This is a genomic window from Bacillus cereus group sp. MG1, from assembly GCF_040460035.1.
In the GTDB taxonomy this organism is placed as follows: Bacteria; Bacillota; Bacilli; order Bacillales; family Bacillaceae_G; genus Bacillus_A; species Bacillus_A cereus.
The window spans coordinates 4,461,222-4,483,305 of record NZ_JARVGY010000001.1 but is presented as its reverse complement, the minus strand read 5'-3'; the positions used below and the strand labels follow the sequence as shown (position 1 = coordinate 4,483,305).

The window sequence follows — 22,084 nt, the reverse complement described above, 5'->3', positions numbered from 1 at the left end:
TTTTCACTTATTTTTCCTTTAATACACTATGTAATCGATCCGGATAATTTGTAAACATTCCTGTAGCACCCCATTTGATTAACAGTCTCATATCGGGTTTCTCATTAATTGTATAAGGGTGAATTAACAGTCCATTTTTCCTAGCCATTTTCATATATGACTCATCAATAATTAGTTCTCCGTTATCATTACGTAAGTTTGGTCCAATACCAGCTGCATACTTTTTAATTTCTTGAAAATCATCATTTGTTACACTTTTCGGTTCATGTGTAATACCAGACCATTCAACAATTTCATTGTTTTCATTTGGATAATACCAAAGCAATTGAACTAACGGAATATTTTCATTCATACTATGAATCTTTTTCAAACTATCTTTACTAAATGATTGAATCATAACACGGCTAGAAGACATGTTTTGGCCTACTAAATTATATTTTTGTAACAACGCCAACAAATTCTCTTCCATTCCTGGATACACATCTGGTGATTTTGTTTCAATATAATACTTCATACTTCTTCCATACTTTTGGAAGATTTCTTCAAGAGTTGGAACCTTTTGCCCAACATACTCTTGCTTAGCCTTTTCTGGATACGCTTTATTAAACCATGATCCAGCATCTAAACTCTTTATTTCGCTTAACGTTTTATCTCGTACTTCGCCTGTTCCATTTGTAGTGCGATCAACTGCTGTATCATGCATTGCAATTAATTGGCTATCCTTTGTTAATTGAATATCTAACTCTAAATAATCCGCTTTCATTTTTTTCACTAGATCATAAGAAGCAAAAGTATGCTCAGGTGCATGTCCACTTGCTCCGCGATGTGCAATATTTAAAAACTTATTCGTATTCCATTCATGCTTTCCTTCTGCTTTCGCATGAACAGCTCCCCCAGCAAAGATGCTTCCTGTCATAAAGAAAATAACTAAAACGCTAATAATCTTTCTCATCCTTCAAACCCTTCCTACGTTGCAAATTTCAACAAGCTAATGAGATTTACACGAAATAGAAGACACACTTTCATTATTTTTATAAACCTATATTAAAATTCCAATCTTACAAATGTTTTCTATATTATTAATATAGAAAACTAGTATTATCCTATTTAATTTCTATAGCCCTCCTTTTCACATGTAACTCCCTATTTTGTACGGTTCATTCAATAAAAAAAGCCATAAATTATTTAGAATACACTCCTGTATCCCTAAATAAATTTATGGCTTTTCTCAAATATCTCCGGCCTCTATTAACTTGTCGAATTTAATCATATCAAACCTATTGAAATTTGTGAATATTTTTTCAGTACAGTGAAGTACATAAAACAATATTTCTGTAGTTACTTAAAAATCACATAATAAATTTCTCATTACCTCTTCCAATACTATATCTGGATTTACTACCGTTTTTTCCGAACGCCATCCGATAAAGCCATCTGGTCTAATTAATACAGCACCTCCATTCTCTATACCATATAATTTGCTAAAAATATCTTCTGGAACAATAAAGTCTCCACTTAAGCCAACACGATACCCTTTTAGATGTATTCCTAATTTAGCTGAAACAGCATGTGCTGCCTCAGCCCAAGAACTATTTTCTACTCCTGTAAGTAATACAAAACTGTTACCGAATAAGTCTAATGTAGAAACTTTCTTCCCCTCATACGTTCCCCATAAATGTGGCGCTCGCGTTCCAGGTCTTCCGTTCAACTCTATGCTATCCATTCTATGCGGAGTGACTGAATCATCTATAATCGCCTCTGAACAATACTGATATCCAACTGTAACAGCTAAACCATCCATATTATTCAAACTGCCTTCCTCTCTATTCGCAGCACGAAACAGTAAACTACTTGCATAAGCTGTCGTTAATTTTGCAACAGAGTGTCTCTCCTCATGATATGTTTCTAACAATTTTGGTTTTGCCTTCCCTTTTATAACAGCCGCTAATTTCCAAGCTAGATTGTGCGCATCTTGTATTCCTGTATTTGAACCAAATCCTCCTGTTGGCGGCATAATATGTGCAGAATCGCCAACTAAAAAGGTTCGATTTCCTTGAAATTTCACCGCTGTACTTTCGGCTGCTTCCCACGGTAAAACACTTAATATTTTTGATTCAACATTTGTACTTCCAATTGCTATTTGAATAATTTGTTTACAACGTTCTATAGTGAAGTCCTCTAGCCCCTCTCCTTTTAATGGATCGTAGGCTACATGATAAATCCATTTTTTTACGTTATCAACCGGGATAAGTGCACCAAGAACCTCCGGATGAAGTACCATCGAAAAACCGAATGCATCTCCTTGTATAAACTCACTTAAATCAGCTTCAAAATAAATATTCATATAATAGCCACCAATGGTTCCACGACCCTCAGTTTTAATCCCTAACTGCTCACGTATTTTACTTTTCGCTCCATCCGCTGCAATTACATAGTCACAATGTATGACACTTTCTTTTTCTGTTTCACGATTTCGAATCGTTGCTTTTACCCCGTTTTCATTTTGTTCAAATGAAACTAATTCATGATAAAAAGATAGTTGCTCGCCTAATATTTTCGCTTCTTGTAACATCATCTCTTCTAAAATAATTTGATAACACGCAGTTTGTTTTGATGGACTAATCTTTTCTATTTTTTGAAGTAACTCTTCATCGTTTCCGTATTGCGTCGCTCTCATTTGTTCCAATTCTTCTTTATTCGCCTCAGCTATTGTATGAACCGCTATTCTTCCTCTGCAGTTCTCTAATGCTTTACCTGCCAATTTAATTCTTTGTTCCAAGCCTAATTCTCGAAATAACTCCATTGTACGTAAAGTAAGACCGCCTGCTTTCGGATGAATGGCAGTAGACGGATGCCTTTCAATAAGTAAGTACTCAATATTATGTTTTGCAAGAAATAACGCAGACGCTAACCCAGATAATCCCCCTCCAACAATTAAAACTGGTACATCATTCGATTTCATATATTTACCCTCCACATCATTGTTCTGAGCTCAGTGACATAAATATAATCAAAAAAAACATTAAAATATAGACTTATATTTCATTTTGAATTATCATATAGATAGATTACGCCCCAAAATTCCTTTTACCTTTTCATACATCTATAATCCACCTGAATTGTGTCTGTATGAAAGTGTAAAACAAAAGAATGTAATTTACGTTGAACCATGTTCTATCGTAAAAATCAAAAATAATACAAACATTATAAGCGGCCGTAACCTTATGGATTATACAAGGTTACGACCGCTTATTTTATTGTTACATCATTTTTTGTTTTTAAAACTTCATCTATTGTGTTATGTAATCCTTCCAATCCCTTTTCTATCTCCCTATAATTTTCAACAATAAAAAATTCATTCGTCTCGATTTTCTTTCTCAATATTGCACCTCATGCAACAATCATGTAGCATTACCGTATCGAAGTAATGGTTCATCATCTTAAACCTTTCGACTAATTTTTTGGAGGTAAAGTGATTGAAATGAATAAACAAGAACAATTAAATGTTATAAAAAAAGATTTTATTGATTCTCAAAAAGTATTATTGGCAATTGGCGATGAAACACGTCAAGCTATTTTGTTAGTTCTCATGGAAACGGAATGTCAAACCGGATTACGTGTAGGAGAAATTACGAAACAAACACACCTTTCTCGGCCAGCGGTATCACATCACCTAAGGATTTTACGAGAAGCCGGTATTATTTTAATGCGAAAAGAAGGTACAAAAAACTTTTATTATATTGATATACGTACAAAATTAGGTGTATTAAAAAATCTTGTGTTAGATATTGAGAAACTATTGCACAACTTTTATTAAAATTTGGAGGTATAAGAAATGAAAGCAATGATAATTGATAAGTACGGAAAAGTTCCAATGCGCATGGCAGAGGTACCTACTCCTGAAATAAATCAACATGAAGTGCTCGCAGAAATTCATGCAGCTAGTATTAACCCAATTGACTTTAAAATACGTGATGGAAAAGTAAAGATGTTACTGAAATATGAAATGCCTCTAATCCTTGGTAATGACTTTTCCGGTGTCATCGTGAAGGTTGGATCGCAAGTAACTCGTTTTAAAGTCGGCGATGCAATATATGCACGTCCAAGAAAAAATAAGATCGGTACTTTCGCGGAATATATAGCCATTCATGAGGATGATATAGCTTTAAAACCAAAAAATTTAAGTTTTGAGGAAGCGGCGTCGATTCCACTCGTTGGCTTAACATCCTATCAAGCACTACATGATATTATGCATTTACAAAAAGGACAAAAAATATTAATTCACGCTGGGTCTGGTGGTGTTGGTACTTTCGCAATTCAGTTAGCAAAAATAATGGGCGCTACCGTTACAACAACTGCTAGTGAAGCTGGTTCTGATTTAGTAAAGTCTCTTGGCGCAGATCAAATTATTAATTACAAAACAGAAAAATTTGAAGAAATACTCAAAAATTATGATGCAGTATTTGATACAATCGGCGGAACAACACTTGAAAAATCATTCAATATTATAAAAAGCGGAGGAAACATTGTTTCCGTTTCAGGTATGCCGAATGCTCGCTTCGGTAAAGAATTTGGTTCAGGCTTCTTTAAAACTCTCTTATTTTCATTAGCCAGCAAAAAACTTACTGCACTTGAAAAAAAGCATAATGCTCAATATTCATTTTTATTTATGAAGCCAAGCGGGGATCAATTACGTACTATTGCAAACTATATTGAAGCCGGAAAAATCAAACCGGTAATCGATCGAGTTTTCCCTTTTGAAGATGCTCAAAAAGCAATGGAATATTCAGAGTCTGGAAGAGCAAAAGGAAAAATAATTGCAAAAATTAAATAATAATAAAAACCTCCATTTTCTTAAAATGGAGGTTTTAAATTTGCTGTTAAATAGACATAGTGCAATGAAGTCCTTACAATAGATTGCAAGGGGAAATATTATATTATACTTTTAGTTAACTTTACAAAGAATACATACGTACAAATACATAACTTAAAATACAAAAAGGAGGAGATACAATGACTAAAAATAATGAAACAGGTTGGAATTTAGATAATAGTTATACGACTTTACCACAATCATTTTATACAGAAATCCCCCCTACTCCCGTAAGTTCACCGGAGTTAGTTAAACTAAACCATTCATTAGCGATATCTCTTGGCTTGACCCCTGAAGAACTGAAAAAGGAAGCTGAAATTGCTATTTTCGCTGGTAATGCACTCCCAGAAGGAGCTCATCCATTAGCTCAAGCATATGCTGGCCATCAATTCGGACATTTTAATATGTTAGGCGACGGTCGTGCTCTTTTAATTGGCGAACAAATTACTCCTTCAGGTAAGCGTTTCGATATTCAACTGAAAGGTTCTGGCCCTACTCCCTATTCACGCCGAGGAGATGGTCGTGCTGCACTCGGTCCGATGCTACGTGAATATATTATTAGCGAAGCAATGTATGCACTCGATATTCCAACTACCCGCAGTTTAGCAGTTGTCACAACCGGTGAACCAACATATCGTGAAACAAAGTTACCTGGAGCAATTTTAACTAGAGTAGCTAGTAGCCATATACGCGTCGGTACATTTCAATATGCTGCAGCTCGTGGTTCAATAGAGGACCTGAAATCACTAGCTGACTATACGATAAAAAGGCATTACCCAGAAATTGAATCCCATGAAAACCGATATACTGCATTACTACAAGCAATCATTAAAAGACAAGCTAGTCTTATCGCAAAATGGCAACTTGTTGGATTTATTCACGGTGTAATGAACACTGACAATATAACGATCAGTGGCGAAACAATTGATTACGGTCCTTGTGCATTTATGGACAATTACGACCAAGGAACCGTATTTAGCTCTATTGACACACAAGGTCGTTATGCATATGGAAATCAACCATATATGGCCGCATGGGATCTCGCACGACTAGCAGAATCTTTAATACCGATTCTGCACGAAGATGATGAAGAAGCACTAAAAATCGCTCAAGACGAAATTTCGAAATTTAGCGTACAGTATGAAAACAATTGGTTCCTTGGAATGAAAAAGAAATTAGGACTATTTAGCAACGAAGAACAAGATCAATCACTTATTGAGCAACTTTTAAAAATGATGGAGAAATATAAAGCAGATTACACTAATACATTCCGTTCATTAACTCTTGATACGTTAGAAAATATCCCTCTATTCGATAGTCCTGAATTTAAAGAATGGTACAAACTGTGGCAATCTCGATTAGAAAAACAAGAAGAATCGAAAGAAAACGCCTACGAGATGATGAAAAATAATAACCCATCAATCATCCCGAGGAACCACCGTGTAGAAGAAGCACTAGAAGCAGCTGTTACAAATGACGACTATAGCGTAATGGAGAAACTTCTTGAAGCTTTATCAAATCCTTATGCGTATTCTACAGATCAAGAAGAATACTGCATTCCGCCTGCACCGACGAATCGCCCTTATCGTACTTTTTGTGGGACTTGATTAAAAATTTGTTTTTATTTTAACCCAAAATTTATTAAGTTAACTATTAATCACAAACTTAAAAGTTGCTTTCAATATTGAAAGCAACACATTTAGTATCCACCCTTAAACAAGTCACAAATTATAATTTGTGACTTGTTTAATTACCCACGTTCAATAGAAGGTTTGTTTTGCAGGCATCGTTGTATCTTCAGAGACAGCATATGGATTTTCATTAGGTTTTATAATTATAAACGTTCCACCATATCCACTGTGAGCTAATTTATTGCAAAGACCTTCTACCATAAAACCCCATAACTCCAGCTGCTATTCCCATTATAGATAATCCAAGTTTTTTCTTTATTTTAATGCTTCTTTTTCAAATATTCTCTTTTTTATTTCATAACTCATAAAAAAATACTTTTCTGCTTTTTCTATATTACCTACTTTATGAAACTCTAATGCCAGACTTTCAGTATATTCGTGAATATACTCCGATAAATTTTTTCTTTCAAAGTAAGAAAAACCTTCAAGAATAATTTTTTCTATTTTTTCTACCTCTAAATGCTGACAAAATCCCTTTAGAATTAAAAAGTGATATCTATATTCATCATTTTTTAATTCCTCACAAACCTTCAATCCACTTTCAATTAATTCCTTCGCTTTTTCTATTTCACCTAATTTATAATATTCTCTTGCCTCTAAAAAGATTGCCTTATAATGAGTAGGCATTTTTTTAGAAACCTCAGATAAGTGTCTAATTGCTAAAACTGAAAGATTTTGACTCGCATACAATAAACCTAAATTATGTCTGATTCTTAATACTAACATTTCTGCATCATTTTTTTGTAAAATGTTTATTGCTGACGCAATATATTCCTCACCTTTATCATGCTGCTTTAATTCCGAAAAAGATAATCCTAATATATTTTCGCACAGCGCTATGTTCACTTCATACCCTGCTTGTTTAACAAAGATATCTCTTGCCTTTGAAGCGTATTCAATAGCTGAATATGCGTAATGCAAGTGGTATTTTAATATAGCAACTCTATAATTAAACTCTGCATATTCAATTTCATCTGAAATATGCTCTAATAACCCTTCAGCTTTTTCAAAATAGTTGCTAGCTTCACTATAATTAGTAAGAATTGTATAATGAATGGCTTTGAATAAATAATAATAATAATTAGAATATTCATCATTTGGTTTAGGCAATGCATCTATTTTATCAAAAGCTTTTTTCAAATTACCTAAACCATCTATTAGCACTTTATATCGAAATTCTAACAGATAATAGTGAAATGAAACCTTTATATCTGATTCGATAATATAAAGCTTTTTATCGATCTCTTCTTTTAATTTTTTTGCCTCACTTATACGTTGAGCTCTAATATCTCGATACCAATCATTCAGCATCTTATTAATTAATTCATTGCCAGTGATTTGTATATTCATCAAATCCACTCTCCTTCTTTTAATTATCATAAAAATAACATAATTCGATTATTTATATCTATCTATATATATATATTTCTCAACAATTGAACGAAATTCATTCACTGAATTTTGTTCAATATTTTAATAGACCCGCTGTAAATATGAATACTTTTTCTTATAACCTCTGAATATGAGTATCCTTAAAATCCGTCTCATATTTCAATCCATATCCAAACATTCGATCCATTCCAATATGTGCTGTCCATATTAAGCCAATCATTATAACGGTATCTATCTTAAAATAGACACCTATTAGAACAATTAATATGGATATGATATATGTGTGACATACATTATATATTTTCGCACCAACGTGATTATTAATCCCATATGCTAACATTGATAGATCCGGCGCTAAAAGGAATACAAAAAATATAATCCAACTAAACTCATATATCGAATACATATAAATCGTGGCTAAAAATACAACCATTCCTTCAAAATGTACAATACGTTTTTGCATTATTTATCATTCCTATTTTTCTATATTTATTGATACATTTTCATCGCTGAAAGTATTCTTTGTATTTTTTGACCAGATGGTTGCTAATATTGGCCCTGCAATGTTATGCCATACTGCCGCTAATACACTTGGGAGTGCAGCAACCGGTCCAAAATGTGCTGTCGCCAGCGCAACACCTAAACCTGAATTTTGCATTCCTACTTCTATTGAAATAGCCCTTCTTGTCCCTTCGTCTAGTCCAAGTACGAACGCAGTTATATATCCGAGCAAAAAACCGAAAGCATTATGGAGCATCACCGCAATAAAGATAAGAAGTCCTGAAGAAGTAATGCTACTTACATTTGCTGAAACAACTGCAGAAACAATTATGATAATTGCTACAACTGATATTAAAGGAATAACAGTCATTCCTTTATTAACGATATGAGGGAAAAACTTTTTCACTACTAGTCCTAAAATAATAGGCACAATAATGACTTGTACGATAGAAAGAAACATGGACATAGCATTTACTGGCATCCATTGCCCTGCAAGTAATAGTAGAATGAGCGGTGTAGCAATTGGTGCTAGTAACGTTGATACTGAAGTCATTGCAATAGACAACGCTAAGTTCCCTTTTGCTAAATAAACCATAACATTTGATGCAGTGCCACCCGGTACTGAACCGAGCAACACTAACCCAGCTGCTAATTCCGCTGGCAGATTCATAACGTAGGCTAGTACGTATGCGACAAGTGGCATAATAATAAACTGAGCACATACACCGATAATAACTGGTAATGGTTTTGTAGCTATGATTTTGAAATCAACAGCCTTCAATGTTAATCCCATCCCAAACATGACAACCCCAAGTAAAATCGTTATGTAACTAGTTAATCCGAGAAATGGCGCGGGAATGAAATATGCAATAGCTGCAATACAAATAACCCAAAATGCAAAATACTTTCCAGCTATATTACTTATCGCTTCTAGTACTTTCATCCACTCAGCCCCTATTTTTTAATTGAAACACCTTTTTCGGATTCAAAATATTTTGCGGATCAAGAACTTTCTTTATTTTCTCCATTACAAATAATGCCGCCCCATGTTCTTCTTCTTGATACTTTCGTTTCCCGATTCCAACGCCATGTTCTCCTGTACACGTTCCTCCTCGTTTAAGAGCATACTGAACGATACTTTCATTTATTTCGTCTGCCTTCTTCACTTCCTCCTTATCATTTGTGTCAATCATTAAGAGTACATGGAAATTCCCATCCCCAACATGACCGAGAATACCGCCAATAAGCCCTACTTTATGTAATACCTCTTTCGCATGTTGAATCGCTCCAGCTAATTCCGAAATTGGTACACATACGTCTGTACTCATTAGCTTTTTACCAGGATAACTATGCACGTAAGAGTACGCTAAGTTATGTCTTGCATCCCACAGCTTATTTCTCGCTGCTGTTTCCGTCTCAAACGCAATTTCTATACATTTATGATCAAGAACGATTTCTTTCGTAAATTCAATATCTTGCTTTAACCCTGCTTCATTGCCGTGAAACTCTAAAAACAGTGTCGGTTCTTCTCTGTAACTTGTTTCATTGTAATAATTTACTTGTTTCATAGATAATTCATCAACGAGTTCAATTCTCGCGATTGGAATACCTGCTTGTAATATGTTAATTACAGCTTCTACTGCATCATTTATAGTTGGAAACGATGCCCTCGCAGCCATAACATGTTCTGGTATACCGTATACTTTTAAAGTTAACTCCGTGAAACATCCAAGTGTTCCTTCTGAGCCTACGAAAATACCATTTAAATGATAACCTGATGATGACTTCGCCGCTAAATTCCCGGTATGTATTACTCCTCCATCAGCAAGAACGACTTCTAAATCTCGAACTTGATCACGCATTACCCCATACTTTACCGCTGTCGTTCCGCTCGCATTTGTAGCAGCCATTCCTCCTAACGTTGCATCAGCTCCTGGGTCTACACTAAAAAATAATCCATACTTTTTCAATTCTTTATTAAGCTGAGAGCGCGTCACCCCTGGCTGTACTCTCACAAGAAAATCCTTTTCTCTTATTTCAAGTATTTTGTTCATAAGAGAAAAGTCCATTGTAATTCCTTTTTCGTAAGGAATTACATGTCCCTCTAAACTGGACCCTACTCCAAATGGAACGACAGCTGTTCCGTGCTGAATCGCTATTTTCATTATCGCGCTAACTTCTTCGGTCGTTTTTGGAAAAACAACTACATCAGGTAAACTACTACTATGGTAAGATTCATCTTTACTATGTAACTCTCGTACTGTCATATTTATTACTACTCGATCTTCAGGAAGTATGCCTTTTAATTCATTTACTACATGTTCAATTGTTATTTCCATAATCAACTCTCCTCGTATATTATATTTAAGCTGTAATTCAAACTTAGGTTTTCTTCCTACTATGAGACTTATAAATAATCCTTGGACGTCTCAAGATATTTCTAGATAATGGTCTTAGGATCATTTGGGACAATTCTTTCTTCTCCTGTGGATTTACCACATAAAAAGAGTGTTTCTCAGTGAACGTGCGGGACTTCCTACTCGCAGGCTGAGCAGCCTGACCCTCGAACTTAGATGTTAGTAGCTCTAGGGCGGCTTTCGATTCAGGACTAGCTCTCATACACGAGGTTGTTGATCGGCGTGCACACTAGAGATATCTCGAGACGTCCAAGCAATGATTCTAAATCGAAAGGAGGTCTCTTACATGAGATTATTTGTTGGATTAGATGTAAGTTCGTTTGATATAAAAACTTGTATTCTAAATGGTGACGGAGAAAAGCTAGACTCCTTTTCAGTCAATAATGATTTACCAGGTGCCATAGCGCTAAAAGAGCGATTATTACAGCGTATAGCCAATCAAAAAGTAGAAATTTTTAAAATCGGTTTAGAATCTACATCTGTTTATAGTTTTCATCCATCTATGTTTCTTCATTATGATAAAGAGTTACAAAGTTTTGGAGCAAAAGTATTTCTAATGAATCCAAAACAAATTACGAACTTCAAGAAAAGCTATTCTGACATGGATAAAACAGATGAGATTGATGCCTTCGTCATCGCTGACTATTTACGGTTCGGACGAAATCAAATGTCTATCGTAAAAGAAAGCCAGTACGTAGCACTACAACAATTGACAAGATCTCGTTATCAGCTCGTTAGAATGTTGACAAAGGAAAAGCAACATTTTCTACAACACCTAAGTTATAAGTGTAATACGTTCTCACAAGAGGTGGATTCTTCTATATTCGGCAACGCCATGATGGAGCTATTCCTTGAAAAACTTAGTCTAGAGGAATTAGCTGACATGCCTTTAAACGAACTCGCTGAGTTCCTACAAGCAAAAGGAAAGAATCGGTTCGGTGATCCAAAATGTGTTGCGTCAACCATTCAAAAGGCTGTTCGCTCTTCCTATCGTTTAGATAAGGTAGTGGAAGATTCAATCGATGTCCTTCTCGGAACATCAATTGCGGTCATTCGTACCTATCAACAACAAATTAAGGAAATAGAAAAGTCCATTAAGCAAATCATGGCTGGATTACCTCAAACACTTGAATCCATTCCTGGAGTGGGTCCCGTATTCGCTGCTGGTATTATCGCTGAAATTGGTCAAATCGAAAGATTTGATGATGAAACTAAGATTGCAAAATATGCCGGATTATATTGGCGCAAACATCAATCTGGTCGTTTCATTGCAGAAAACACTTCATTATCTCGTAATGGAAATCACTACTTACGTTATTACCTAGTTGAAGCCGCCAACTCTGTAAGAAAGTATGTATCTGATTACCAAGAATATTACGTAAAAAAATATAATGAAGTACCAAAGCATCAACACAAACGTGCACTCGTTCTAACCGCAAGAAAATTTGTGCGATTGGTGGATGCGCTACTACGCAATCACCAACTCTTTACGCCAGAAAGGTGCGTGAAAGTGTGACATAAAACCTGTCATCGCTACCTTTCAAATATTTTCCAGTAAATTACATACATTACTGGTCTAGTTTCGTAATGTCTTTTTTCAACAAAATGTCCTTTGATAACTTTGATTTCTGTTGTTTTTCCGTTGACATACTACCGCAGGTCTTTTTAATTTTAAAACAAGTATACCATCTTTATACAAAATAATTAGAAAAATAAGATTATTAAACCTGAACATACAAAAAAGAACCTGCAGCACACGCTACAAGTTCTTTTTCACTACATTTTAAACGATTTCTTTATTAACAACATAAACCAAATTAAAGTAACTGCCATCAACGAATGAGAAAATCCTACAATATAAGTTAACCCTTTAAAGTCAGCTCCATTTAACTGAAGAAGCCCTCTCGCTGCTAGCGAACCTAACATTAATGTTAATGCAATATTATGTAAAACAAACCACTTATTAAACCCTTGCACTTCATGAAACGCGAATACTTTTGCTAATCCTAAAGCAATTAAAAAGAAGAAAAAGCCAAGTACAAGTGTATGCGTATGCAAAAGATTTAACAAAGTAGACCCTAAAATCCCTTTATACTTACCATACTCCCTAGCGAAAATCCCTGATAATAAACCGATAATCAAATACGTAAACGATGCATTATATAATTTCTTCATTATGTACCTCCTTGAGTAGAATGTATAGTGTGTCATATTTAGTAATAATGATAGTTATATAGTAAAAACTCCTAATCACCTAGGAGTCATTGTATAAGCATCTCACTCTTTACAATCAATCCTAATTATAAGATATCTCTCTATACAAAACAAACGAACTTTATGTGAACAAACACCCCCATTAAAATATGTTGCACTTTTGTTTTACACAATCCATACTAATTGTTATAACTTTTTAAAGGTGGTGTAATTATTGATAGTTCTTGAAACTGAACGTCTTAATCTTCGCTGGTTTGATATAAAAGACGCTCCTTTTATTCTTGAGTTAGTAAACGATCCTGCATGGATTCAGTTTATCGGTGACAAAGGAGTTAGTAACTTAGAAGATGCAAAAAATTATATTGTAAACGGTCCCATCGATATGTATAACAAACTTGGATTCGGCCTTTACTTAGTAGAACGAAAAAAAGATCTCACTCCACTTGGTATGTGTGGCCTTATTAAAAGAGATTCATTAGAAGACGTTGATATCGGGTTTGCCTTTTTAGAGACATTCCGTTCAAAAGGATATGGCTACGAGTCAGCTTCTGCGATAATCGAATACGGTGTACAAAAGCTCGGCATGAAACGAATTGTAGCAATTACTTCTGTAGATAACATCGCCTCAGGAAAGCTTTTAGAAAAAGTAGGATTACGATTTGAGAAAATCATTTCAGATTCAGGAGAAGATTTAAAATTATTTGGGTATAACGCATAGTAAAGAAGGTCGCCGTGAATGGCGACCTTCTTTACTATTTTACTAATCTTGTCATAATACTTTTAGTTCCATTATAGTTTTGCAGTAATTCTTATGATTATCACTATTCCTTTCATATCACATTTTTGGAAATTCATAGAAGTGAAACTTTCACACCCGAGTAAATTATATTAATATATTAAACAAAGGAAATGAGAATAAATGGAACAACCGCTATTTTTATTAGTTCTTCAATTCATTGCATTCATATTAATCATTTGTATCGTATATGGAATGTTATACAATACCGTATTAAATTTAAATATGCCTAAATGGACTGCACATATGGTAGCTACGGTATTTTCCCTTGGTATTGCCTATCAAGCTTTTATAAATTTTATTTGAAAAACTTTTGTAGCAATTACTTCTATTGTTGATGCAGTAAAGCTTTTAGAAAAAGCAGGATTGCAATTTGAGAGGGTTATTTCAAGATCAGAAAACGTAACCATTTTTTATAAAGTCTTTCCAGCGCAAAATAGTGAAGAAGTTAGTTCCGCTAAAAATGTGTTTGCATAACAAGGAATGAATTTAATTGATCCTGCAAAAATTTTATTTGAATTCTGGTTCTATTGTTTGGAATCGTTCTAGGGTACCATTTGTGTGGACTTTAAAAATTTTCATTTGCGCACCAAAATGTTGAGTTAAGTAAAATGTATCACTAGTTATTAAATTTCCAATCTTCCAATCAGGTTGATATGTACTTTCCATGGAACTTTCTAAATCCCCAATCATTATTAAATTGATATATAATGAAGATGAATTACTCAACATTTTCGTTAAAGATAGTCTATCAACCTCTAACTACCTAATGAACTCCAGTAAACACATCTTCAGTCATTTTAAGAGGTACAAAAGGCACCCTTTCGGGTGATTTTTGTATAAAAATTCTATTTTTTTATATTCGATACCAACCACGAACCTTTTTAAAATAATAGTATCATTATGTCTCCTTTTTAGAGATTATTTTTAATTACCTTGAATTTTTTGCACCAGAACCGGAAAATCCCTGACTACACGAAATATCAACTATCAAGTGCTAATATTCAATAACGCGTACTGAAAATGATTAAACATTTTTATAAACCAGTGGAACATTTAAGAAATCAATTTTTCTCTTATCGAAATTTAATTAGCTTACAGTAATACAGTGGTCATATATTTTTAAGAATAACGGAAGAATATATAGAAATTGCTACAGAAATGTGAAGTTTAATTAATTTAGGAGGAACAAACTTGTTTAATCAGCTTGTAAAAGTTATACCGAATTTATTTACGATTGGAAATTTATTGTGCGGTGTTTTCTCAATCACCTTGAATATGAGTGAATATTTAGGAGCAGCCTCCATTCTCATTTTCTTTTCAGCTGTTTTAGATTTTCTTGATGGAAGAATTGCAAGAAAATTAAAAGTGAACAGTGAGTTTGGCGTAGAATTGGATTCCTTAGCTGATATTGTTAGTTTCGGCGTCGCTCCTGCGCTTTTATTTCATACGATAGCAACACCTTCTATTTTAACTTCTTTGGCATTTATCCTATTCCCAACAATGGGTGCTTTAAGATTAGCTAAATTTAGTATTAAACCAACTATTGGATATTTTAAGGGATTACCTATTCCAGCTGCAGGATTATCATTGGCTGGTATGGCATTGTTTTCATATAGTAATGCATGGATTACTTTAATCCTCGCCCTCTTAATGGTAAGTCCCATTAGGTTTAAAAAATTTTAATGAAGGTCACGCCCAACGCCATTAAGGAGCATTTTAAATGGATTTAACGCGTCAATAAGTATAAAAAAGCGGGACAATAATATTAAATTAGGTGCCCTTCGAAAAATTAAAACCTTGTATTTATGGCTATTGGGTTAATCCATCGATATGTTATTCTGAAACGTCAATCCACTTTTAACAGGAGCTCCCTTTATCAAGAGAGCTCCTGTTCTTATTTCTTCTTCTTTTCTGTCGGTTGGCTTTGTTTAGCAAAATTAGATGAATCATCAAAATTCGGTTGCTTTTTACCAGCATTATTACTTCTACCTTTTCCCATATGTAATGCACCTCCCCTCCCCCTTACTATTCCCAATAAAAAAATTCTCTTGCATCCAAGAGAATTTTAAATTGGGTTCTTATTGATACTACCTAAGTACTTCCAACACTGCCATTTCATAAAAGATGGATCCAATGTTAAATTATTTAATGCTAAAACAAATATTACATTTTCATATTTAACTGGATAATCAATTAATAATCCTAATGTATTTCCTGAAGCTGCAACAATTATGATTCCCTTTTCTAACACGTCATCTATAACTTCTTTTAATTATTCTTACCTAGCATATAATATTTTTCTACACATTGAGATTGCTTGTTGTATAAGGAAGCTTTTCTTTTTTCCATGCAAGAAATCCTCCCTTTAAATTCACTACTTCCTTTATACCAGCTCTTTGTAAAATACTAGCTGCTATAGCGGAACGTAATCCGGTTCGACATTGCAAAACTATTGGAAAATCTTTCGGTATATAATCTAGTTGTTCAAATAGATTACCTAAAGTGATATGTATTGCATCATGAAGGTGTCCTTCCTCCCACTCTTTTTTACTACGCACATCGATAACCTTAACGCTTCCACCTTTTATATGCGGATATAATTCAATCGATGTTTTTTCTTTGTAACTTTCAAATCTATCAAGTCTTTGTATTACTTTTAAGGGTGCAAAAGCAATAATATTATCTAACCCAATAGATTCAAATTCTCTAATAACTGCCTCTACTTTAACCTTTTCCTCATCTAGAATTATTAAAGTTTCTTTTTTATAATCTAATAACCATCCACACCAAGTTGTGAAAGAATTGTTATAAGGTATGTTAATTGACTTCTCGATATGACCTGCAGCAAAACTCTCTACATCCCTTATATCAACTATTTGATGAACGCTCTTCAAAATTTCTTGAAGTTCTTCTACTGTATTAATAGCAGTACTTTTTCTCTTCTTACGAATTGGCGGACCATACTTATTTAAATTCTTCATTAATGAAAAATACTTTGGAGGCTCTGGCTGTCCCGTCAATAAAGTCGATATAAAATCACTTTCTTCATTACACTGAAATGCCCAATTGAACATCTTTTCATAACCTAATGTAGAAGTTGGAATTGCTCCTAATGCTTTTCCACATGCGCTTCCCGCACCATGTGATGGCCATATTTGCAAATAATCAGGAAGTATTTTTATTTTTTGTATAGAATTAAATAATTGTTTCGCTCCTATTTTTGCAGTATCCTTAATACCGACTGCAGTTTCTAATAAATCCGGCCTTCCTATATCTCCTACAAATATAAAATCACCTGTGAATATCCCTATCGGCTTATCATTCGTATAATTATTTTGACTTGTATCAGTTATTAAAAAAGAAATACTTTCAGGCGTATGCCCTGGGGTGTGAATTACATTAAATTTTATATGACCTACTTTAAACTCCGTGCCCTCTCTAACCAATTTGTATCGACCTTCGTTAAGATATTGATATTTCCAATCACAATCCCCTTCATCAGATACATATAAATTTGCATGGTAAAGAGTAGAAAGTTCTCTAGACCCAGAAAGAAAATCAGCATGAATATGTGTCTCAGCCGCAGCAATTACTTCCATCCCCTCTTTCTTAGCAAATTCTATATATTGTTCTATATAGCGACTAGGATCAATAACGATTGCTACGCCTTCTTTCTGACAACCGACTAAATAGGAAGCATGTGCTAATTTTTCATCATAAAAATATTTTAAAAGCATATCTATTCCCTCCAATTAGTTATTTCAAATTGATTTTCAATTTTTGTAACCATTTTTTATCTTCTCCTATAGAATCCCTTTCAACATTAAATTCCAATACATATATGGCAACATATATCTTTTAAGTAAAAACATACTATACCTTTCTTTCGCTTGATTAAATGGAAACGTTTCTTGTGGCTCATGTTCATAGTTAAATTCAGCGAGTATAAGACTTTTATATCCTGTAACAATCGGACATGATGTATATCCATCATATTTAGCCTGTAAATCTCTTCCGCTAAGTACGTCCATAATATTTTGTTTTAAGACGGGTATTTGTTTTCGAATTGCTGCTCCAGTTTTAGAGGTAGGTAAATTGGTACAATCTCCAAGTCCAAAAATATTTTTATATTGCACATGCTGCAAAGTATAAGGGCTTATATCTACCCATCCCTGATGATCACTTATCTCACTCTCTTTAATAAAATTAGGTGGCCCCATTGGTGGAACAACATGTATCATACTATATGGTACGGTTTCTCTTTTTAGTGTTTGCGTATCTTCAAAAATTGCCTCTCTCTTTTCGGCGATAATTTCCACTAAATTTTTATTATAATTCGTTATAATTTGCTTTCTTTCTAGTACTTGTTCTAAAGTATTTGCATATCGTGGAACCTGAAATATGTTATTGTTTGCAGAATAAAACATTACTTCACTTCTGTTTCTTACACCACTATTACAAAAATACTCCTCTGCTAAGTACATAATTTTTTGTGGAGCACCACCGCATTTAATAGGAGTATTAGGGTGGGTAAAAAGCGCATTTCCTCCTTTGAATTTTTCGATTTCTCTCCAAGTAGAATCAACATATGTATAAGAATAATTGCTACATACCCCATTAGTGCCAATAGACTCTTTTAAACCTTTAATACTGTCCCAATTTATTTGTATACCAGCTGCTACAATAAGAATTTCATATTCAAGTAACAGTCCGTCATCTAAAAGTATCTTATTTTCAGATGGAAATAACTTAACAACACTTTTAGGGATCCACGTTGCCCCTTTTGGAATAAGCGATTCCTGATTACGCATCGTACTTTCCTTTGAAACAATTCCTCCCCCCACTAAACTCCATAGTGGCTGAAAGTAATGTTTTTTTGATGGATCAATAATTGCTATACTTTCTTTAAATAGGGGTACATTTCGTAATAAATGTGCAGTAGAAGATAGTCCTGCTGTCCCAGCACCAATTACAATAATTTTATAACTATCTCTGGTCTTCATTATCCTCTTCCTATCTAAAATTGATTTTTAAATTAACTAATTAGTAGCCATTTTTTCATCGTAGTAACATTATTATAAGTTAAAAACACCATAGTTTTATCTGATTTAAATGAAAATTTTGTTAATTTTACCATCAACATTACTATATGCGTAAATCCCTTATGTTACTTCCATATTTTAGTTTTAATATTAAAACTTTATATTTTTATATAAAATAAAAATAATATATTAAAATACTTTTCATGAATCCGGATAAGTAATGTTAAAAAACAACATCTAACATCTTAGATGTTACAATAAACAAATTCACATACTTCACAAATATGAAAAGTATTAAATATCACTTAAGTTTCGTTACCTTTTCTTCTGTATATATTGATAAAAAATTGTGAAATTTTATCGCATTATGCAAGACATTTAATATCAAATATATTACTTTCACTATGAACTAAATGGTTTATAGGAAATTTATAGATAAATAAAGTGCTAAATTGACTCTTATGCAGTAATTATCGTTTAATTTATCGAAAAATTGAAAAAATATGTGTAGATAGATATCATTTAAAATACATATATAATTAATTTTAATTTTCCGACACGTTTTTTCACATAGTTCTTAAACTAGTTTTTTGCGTGCATTATGAAAAAAATTGTACCGTGTCAATCTTAAAAAATTATATATCATAACTTTAAGAGAGGAAGGAAAACTATGAAGATGAAACGAAAAATCATTATGACAACAGCACTTGCAGCTACGTTAGCTACAGGTGCACTACCTACTACCTCGGTGTTTGCTGCAGAAAAGGAGGCTCCTATTCAACCAAAAGAGGCACAATTAAGTATTCAACCTTTTGCACAAAACAATTTGGAAACAGCCGTTCAAGCTGCCTTAAATGGTCCAGAAGTCAAAAAAATCAAAGTATTTGAACATGAATTTAATGTAAAAGAAATAGAAGTAGTAAATCTAGGTGCAGGAAAAAAATATGTTAAGGGGCAAATCTCTCACCATTTAAGTTTTCGTCCAGATGATCAATTTTATTATGAGTTTACAGTACAAGATGGAAAGGTACTAGATAAACCTGTATTTAATATTGATAGAGGTGGTTGGACACCATTTGCTGCTCCACTTTTATCAATTCTTGCTGCGTATAATGGAATTCCAGTTAATCCAAATGATTTAAATGCACTTGGTCAGCAGATTGGTAAAGTTATAGATGGAAGCTGGGAACATGCAGCTCAATCAATTGCAACTGTAGTTAGTCTAAGTTTTAATGAGTAGAATTTTTCAATTTTTATTAGCAGTGTAGAGATCCGCTTTTTGTAATCAGCCTTGTTATAAGAGATTCTAAAACAGCTATTAATAAATTTTTACCACTCAATCACATTATCTTGATTTGTTTACCACCTTATCATTCATTATATGTCACAAAATAGAAGTCTTTTTTAGGACTTCTGTTTTGTTTGTATTCAATACGATAAACAGTTGTTTTTTGGAGGCTATACTTCGAGTTTTCAAGAATCCGTTTGACTATTAGGGACAATTTATAATAAAAAATTATTAAAGTCTCAAATAACTTACTCCCCCCTATTGTTAATTATTTTTAAATACAAAAATTTATTATCTTAAGAATGAAAAACAATAAATATAGTAAAAAATCATCTAACAATTGTTTAAAGGTCAGGAGAGAAAAAATGAACAAAATAAAAATGAGAAATTTCTTTAAAATTAGCATCCTTACTTGTATTACACTAGCAAGTTTAAATAGACCATCTACTATTTTAGCTGATAGTCATCCAGGTTACTCCTATGAATCCAATATAGGGTATCAAAATCCATCGTGGATGTCGAAAATAGAAGATTCAACAAAAATAAGTGAAATATCTATTCCAGGGACTCACGGTACGATGGCTTTACATGGAGCGAGTTTTCTTGATGAAAATTTGACAAGAAATCAAACTATGAGTTTATCCCAACAATTAAATTCCGGAATTCGATATGTAGATATGCGTGTTAAACGTGTAAAAGATTCTTTTGCAATGTATCATGGCGTTGTAAATCAAAAAGCTGTGTTTGAAGATGTGTTAAAAGAGACCATTCAATTTTTAAAAGATCATCCAACAGAAACAATATTAATGCGCTTAAAAGAAGAAACTACTCCTGAAAGTGGATCTCTATCATTTGAGGAGATATTTTTAAAATATAAAAACGTTAATGCTTCATATTTTTGGGATCCTAATTCCGTACCAACTTCAGATAGAAATAACCCTACTTTAGGAGATACCCGCGGGAAAATTGTAATCTTACAAAACTTTACATCCGCTCAATTGTACGGGATTGATTACGAAGGTTTGAATATACAAGATAAATTTGAAATTGGAAGCGGACCAGACGAAATATATACAAAATGGATTGCGATAAAAAACCATCTACAAAATACAAATACTAATTTTAATAATGAAAAAATTTATCTCAACCATTTTAGTGGTACGGGAGGCGCAGCCGCATTTTTAAATAATGTATATCCTTGGTTTGTTGCAAGCGGAAAAGAGAGCAGAAATACTGACAGTAGTCCTAAATTGATTCAAACGAATTCCACTAATGCGTGGAGTGATTTTCCTCGCGATAGAAACGGACAAGTATACTATGGGGGGATGAATACACTTGGGACCGAACTCTTACAACAAGGCGCAATTAAACATTCTGGTATCATCGCAGCTGATTTTCCCGGTCCAGGTTTAATTGATAGTATCATTAAATTAAATGGTATACATTCAAATGAAAAAGAAATATTAATTTCACAAATATCATCTGAATCTAGTCCTTTATCAGGGCAACAAAATCGATCCAGCCAAAACTTTAAAATTGATAGTTTACCTGTAGGTACCAAAGAATTAAAATGGGTTATTGAGCCTTCAGAAAAAGATTATCCTTCTACTATTTCTTTCAATGTAATGATTGATGTTTCCCTAGGAATAGATTCTACTCGTTGGAAAAATATTTTACATGAATCTAGGACTGAAGCTTACACAAATACTAAATATTATATTGCAAGTCCAATTGGTGCCACTAGCAAATTCACAGTGAAAATATATGCTATTACAAATTAGAAAATAAAGAATCCAAATGGAATTCCTTTTTGATGGAATACCATTCGGATTCTTTTTTGATTTTAATTCGTTAACATTAGGATGAT

The 22,084-nt window shown here is 33.5% G+C and carries 21 protein-coding genes; 9 read left to right on the top strand and 12 right to left on the bottom strand.

The window, feature by feature from the left end:
- Window positions 1-7: 7 nt before the first annotated feature.
- From QCI79_RS23425 to QCI79_RS23415, 3 genes are all read right to left on the bottom strand, one after another.
- Window positions 8-952: a glycerophosphodiester phosphodiesterase gene (locus QCI79_RS23425; protein ID WP_021728794.1), complete on the bottom strand. Its 945-nt coding sequence runs from the start codon at window positions 950-952 to the stop codon at window positions 8-10.
- Window positions 953-1,342: 390 nt separating this feature from the next.
- The gene (locus QCI79_RS23420; RefSeq protein ID WP_000839984.1) at window positions 1,343-2,962 is read right to left on the bottom strand and encodes an FAD-dependent oxidoreductase; all 1,620 of its coding nucleotides are present in this window, start codon (window positions 2,960-2,962) and stop codon (window positions 1,343-1,345) included.
- A gap of 287 nt (window positions 2,963-3,249) precedes the next feature.
- Entirely contained in the window at window positions 3,250-3,381 is a 132-nt protein-coding gene (locus QCI79_RS23415) for a hypothetical protein (protein ID WP_001227549.1), read from the bottom strand.
- Between the two features lie 91 nt (window positions 3,382-3,472).
- Between QCI79_RS23415 and QCI79_RS23410 the strand changes: the two genes are divergently transcribed.
- The 3 genes from QCI79_RS23410 (at window position 3,473) to QCI79_RS23400 (ending at window position 6,480) form a co-directional block, all read left to right on the top strand.
- Window positions 3,473-3,817: an ArsR/SmtB family transcription factor gene (locus QCI79_RS23410; RefSeq protein ID WP_000571880.1), complete on the top strand. Its 345-nt coding sequence runs from the start codon at window positions 3,473-3,475 to the stop codon at window positions 3,815-3,817.
- An 18-nt stretch (window positions 3,818-3,835) separates the two neighbouring features.
- A complete protein-coding gene (locus QCI79_RS23405) occupies window positions 3,836-4,834 on the top strand; it encodes an NADP-dependent oxidoreductase (RefSeq protein ID WP_000646425.1) in 999 nt (332 codons plus the stop codon).
- A gap of 179 nt (window positions 4,835-5,013) precedes the next feature.
- On the top strand, window positions 5,014-6,480 hold the full coding sequence (locus QCI79_RS23400) for a protein adenylyltransferase SelO (RefSeq protein ID WP_000164926.1): 1,467 nt from the start codon (window positions 5,014-5,016) through the stop codon (window positions 6,478-6,480).
- Between the two features lie 153 nt (window positions 6,481-6,633).
- On the opposite strand, the gene QCI79_RS23395 is transcribed toward QCI79_RS23400, so the two are convergent.
- From QCI79_RS23395 to QCI79_RS23375, 5 genes are all read right to left on the bottom strand, one after another.
- Window positions 6,634-6,765 carry a hypothetical protein gene (locus QCI79_RS23395; protein WP_000229164.1) on the bottom strand — a complete coding sequence of 44 codons (132 nt, stop codon included), beginning with the start codon at window positions 6,763-6,765 and terminating at the stop codon, window positions 6,634-6,636.
- Between the two features lie 54 nt (window positions 6,766-6,819).
- Window positions 6,820-7,914 carry a response regulator aspartate phosphatase gene (locus QCI79_RS23390; protein ID WP_001025499.1) on the bottom strand — a complete coding sequence of 365 codons (1,095 nt, stop codon included), beginning with the start codon at window positions 7,912-7,914 and terminating at the stop codon, window positions 6,820-6,822.
- 157 nt (window positions 7,915-8,071) lie between these two features.
- Window positions 8,072-8,419: a DUF4260 domain-containing protein gene (locus tag QCI79_RS23385; protein ID WP_001172063.1), complete on the bottom strand. Its 348-nt coding sequence runs from the start codon at window positions 8,417-8,419 to the stop codon at window positions 8,072-8,074.
- A gap of 12 nt (window positions 8,420-8,431) precedes the next feature.
- The gene (locus tag QCI79_RS23380; RefSeq protein ID WP_000865826.1) at window positions 8,432-9,400 is read right to left on the bottom strand and encodes a bile acid:sodium symporter family protein; all 969 of its coding nucleotides are present in this window, start codon (window positions 9,398-9,400) and stop codon (window positions 8,432-8,434) included.
- 4 nt (window positions 9,401-9,404) lie between these two features.
- A complete protein-coding gene (locus tag QCI79_RS23375) occupies window positions 9,405-10,796 on the bottom strand; it encodes an FAD-binding oxidoreductase (protein WP_000406572.1) in 1,392 nt (463 codons plus the stop codon).
- Window positions 10,797-11,160: 364 nt separating this feature from the next.
- Here QCI79_RS23375 and QCI79_RS23370 point away from each other — a divergent pair, with 364 nt between their 5' ends.
- Window positions 11,161-12,390 (top strand): IS110 family RNA-guided transposase, encoded by a 1,230-nt coding sequence (locus QCI79_RS23370; protein WP_021728073.1) that lies wholly within the window; start codon window positions 11,161-11,163, stop codon window positions 12,388-12,390.
- Between the two features lie 260 nt (window positions 12,391-12,650).
- Here the strand turns inward: QCI79_RS23370 and QCI79_RS23365 are convergent, their stop codons facing one another.
- Window positions 12,651-13,049 carry a DUF2871 family protein gene (locus tag QCI79_RS23365; protein ID WP_000737896.1) on the bottom strand — a complete coding sequence of 133 codons (399 nt, stop codon included), beginning with the start codon at window positions 13,047-13,049 and terminating at the stop codon, window positions 12,651-12,653.
- A gap of 253 nt (window positions 13,050-13,302) precedes the next feature.
- On the opposite strand from QCI79_RS23365, the gene QCI79_RS23360 reads away from it, so the two are divergent.
- The gene (locus QCI79_RS23360; protein ID WP_000636208.1) at window positions 13,303-13,806 is read left to right on the top strand and encodes a GNAT family N-acetyltransferase; all 504 of its coding nucleotides are present in this window, start codon (window positions 13,303-13,305) and stop codon (window positions 13,804-13,806) included.
- 201 nt (window positions 13,807-14,007) lie between these two features.
- Window positions 14,008-14,190, top strand: coding sequence for a hypothetical protein (locus tag QCI79_RS23355; RefSeq protein WP_000437514.1), 183 nt, complete (start codon window positions 14,008-14,010; stop codon window positions 14,188-14,190).
- A 204-nt stretch (window positions 14,191-14,394) separates the two neighbouring features.
- Here QCI79_RS23355 and QCI79_RS23350 read toward each other — a convergent pair whose 3' ends face one another.
- Complete coding sequence (locus QCI79_RS23350) at window positions 14,395-14,577, bottom strand: DUF5065 family protein (RefSeq protein ID WP_031303325.1); 183 nt, start codon at window positions 14,575-14,577, stop codon at window positions 14,395-14,397.
- A 501-nt stretch (window positions 14,578-15,078) separates the two neighbouring features.
- Here QCI79_RS23350 and pssA point away from each other — a divergent pair.
- Window positions 15,079-15,570: a CDP-diacylglycerol--serine O-phosphatidyltransferase gene (pssA, locus tag QCI79_RS23345; protein ID WP_000483080.1), complete on the top strand. Its 492-nt coding sequence runs from the start codon at window positions 15,079-15,081 to the stop codon at window positions 15,568-15,570.
- Window positions 15,571-16,187: 617 nt separating this feature from the next.
- Here the strand turns inward: pssA and QCI79_RS23340 are convergent.
- Window positions 16,188-17,624, bottom strand: a complete 1,437-nt coding sequence (locus QCI79_RS23340; RefSeq protein ID WP_000925328.1) for an MBL fold metallo-hydrolase — start codon at window positions 17,622-17,624, stop codon at window positions 16,188-16,190.
- Window positions 17,625-17,690: 66 nt separating this feature from the next.
- Complete coding sequence (locus tag QCI79_RS23335) at window positions 17,691-18,890, bottom strand: FAD/NAD(P)-binding oxidoreductase (protein WP_000857307.1); 1,200 nt, start codon at window positions 18,888-18,890, stop codon at window positions 17,691-17,693.
- A gap of 709 nt (window positions 18,891-19,599) precedes the next feature.
- On the opposite strand from QCI79_RS23335, the gene QCI79_RS23330 reads away from it, so the two are divergent.
- Together QCI79_RS23330 and QCI79_RS23325 are read left to right on the top strand one after the other, a co-directional pair.
- A complete protein-coding gene (locus QCI79_RS23330) occupies window positions 19,600-20,169 on the top strand; it encodes a hypothetical protein (RefSeq protein ID WP_000782792.1) in 570 nt (189 codons plus the stop codon).
- A 413-nt stretch (window positions 20,170-20,582) separates the two neighbouring features.
- Window positions 20,583-21,998 (top strand): phosphatidylinositol-specific phospholipase C, encoded by a 1,416-nt coding sequence (locus QCI79_RS23325; RefSeq protein ID WP_001033590.1) that lies wholly within the window; start codon window positions 20,583-20,585, stop codon window positions 21,996-21,998.
- The last annotated feature ends 86 nt before the right edge of the window (window positions 21,999-22,084 follow it).

What these genes read in the sequence shown, in the direction of transcription:
- QCI79_RS23380 (WP_000865826.1), bottom strand. Translation starts at nt 9,400, where the DNA reads ATGAAAGTACTAGAAGCGATAAGTAATATAGCTGGAAAGTATTTTGCA.
- QCI79_RS23330 (WP_000782792.1), top strand. Translation starts at nt 19,600, where the DNA reads ATGAAGATGAAACGAAAAATCATTATGACAACAGCACTTGCAGCTACG.
- QCI79_RS23350 (WP_031303325.1), bottom strand. Translation starts at nt 14,577, where the DNA reads ATGATTGGGGATTTAGAAAGTTCCATGGAAAGTACATATCAACCTGAT.
- QCI79_RS23335 (WP_000857307.1), bottom strand. Translation starts at nt 18,890, where the DNA reads ATGAAGACCAGAGATAGTTATAAAATTATTGTAATTGGTGCTGGGACA.
- QCI79_RS23400 (WP_000164926.1), top strand. Translation starts at nt 5,014, where the DNA reads ATGACTAAAAATAATGAAACAGGTTGGAATTTAGATAATAGTTATACG.
- QCI79_RS23340 (WP_000925328.1), bottom strand. Translation starts at nt 17,624, where the DNA reads ATGCTTTTAAAATATTTTTATGATGAAAAATTAGCACATGCTTCCTAT.
- QCI79_RS23425 (WP_021728794.1), bottom strand. Translation starts at nt 952, where the DNA reads ATGAGAAAGATTATTAGCGTTTTAGTTATTTTCTTTATGACAGGAAGC.
- QCI79_RS23390 (WP_001025499.1), bottom strand. Translation starts at nt 7,914, where the DNA reads ATGAATATACAAATCACTGGCAATGAATTAATTAATAAGATGCTGAAT.
- QCI79_RS23395 (WP_000229164.1), bottom strand. Translation starts at nt 6,765, where the DNA reads ATGGTAGAAGGTCTTTGCAATAAATTAGCTCACAGTGGATATGGTGGA.
- QCI79_RS23375 (WP_000406572.1), bottom strand. Translation starts at nt 10,796, where the DNA reads ATGGAAATAACAATTGAACATGTAGTAAATGAATTAAAAGGCATACTT.
- QCI79_RS23365 (WP_000737896.1), bottom strand. Translation starts at nt 13,049, where the DNA reads ATGAAGAAATTATATAATGCATCGTTTACGTATTTGATTATCGGTTTA.
- QCI79_RS23355 (WP_000437514.1), top strand. Translation starts at nt 14,008, where the DNA reads ATGGAACAACCGCTATTTTTATTAGTTCTTCAATTCATTGCATTCATA.
- QCI79_RS23385 (WP_001172063.1), bottom strand. Translation starts at nt 8,419, where the DNA reads ATGCAAAAACGTATTGTACATTTTGAAGGAATGGTTGTATTTTTAGCC.
- QCI79_RS23420 (WP_000839984.1), bottom strand. Translation starts at nt 2,962, where the DNA reads ATGAAATCGAATGATGTACCAGTTTTAATTGTTGGAGGGGGATTATCT.
- QCI79_RS23405 (WP_000646425.1), top strand. Translation starts at nt 3,836, where the DNA reads ATGAAAGCAATGATAATTGATAAGTACGGAAAAGTTCCAATGCGCATG.
- QCI79_RS23325 (WP_001033590.1), top strand. Translation starts at nt 20,583, where the DNA reads ATGAACAAAATAAAAATGAGAAATTTCTTTAAAATTAGCATCCTTACT.
- QCI79_RS23370 (WP_021728073.1), top strand. Translation starts at nt 11,161, where the DNA reads ATGAGATTATTTGTTGGATTAGATGTAAGTTCGTTTGATATAAAAACT.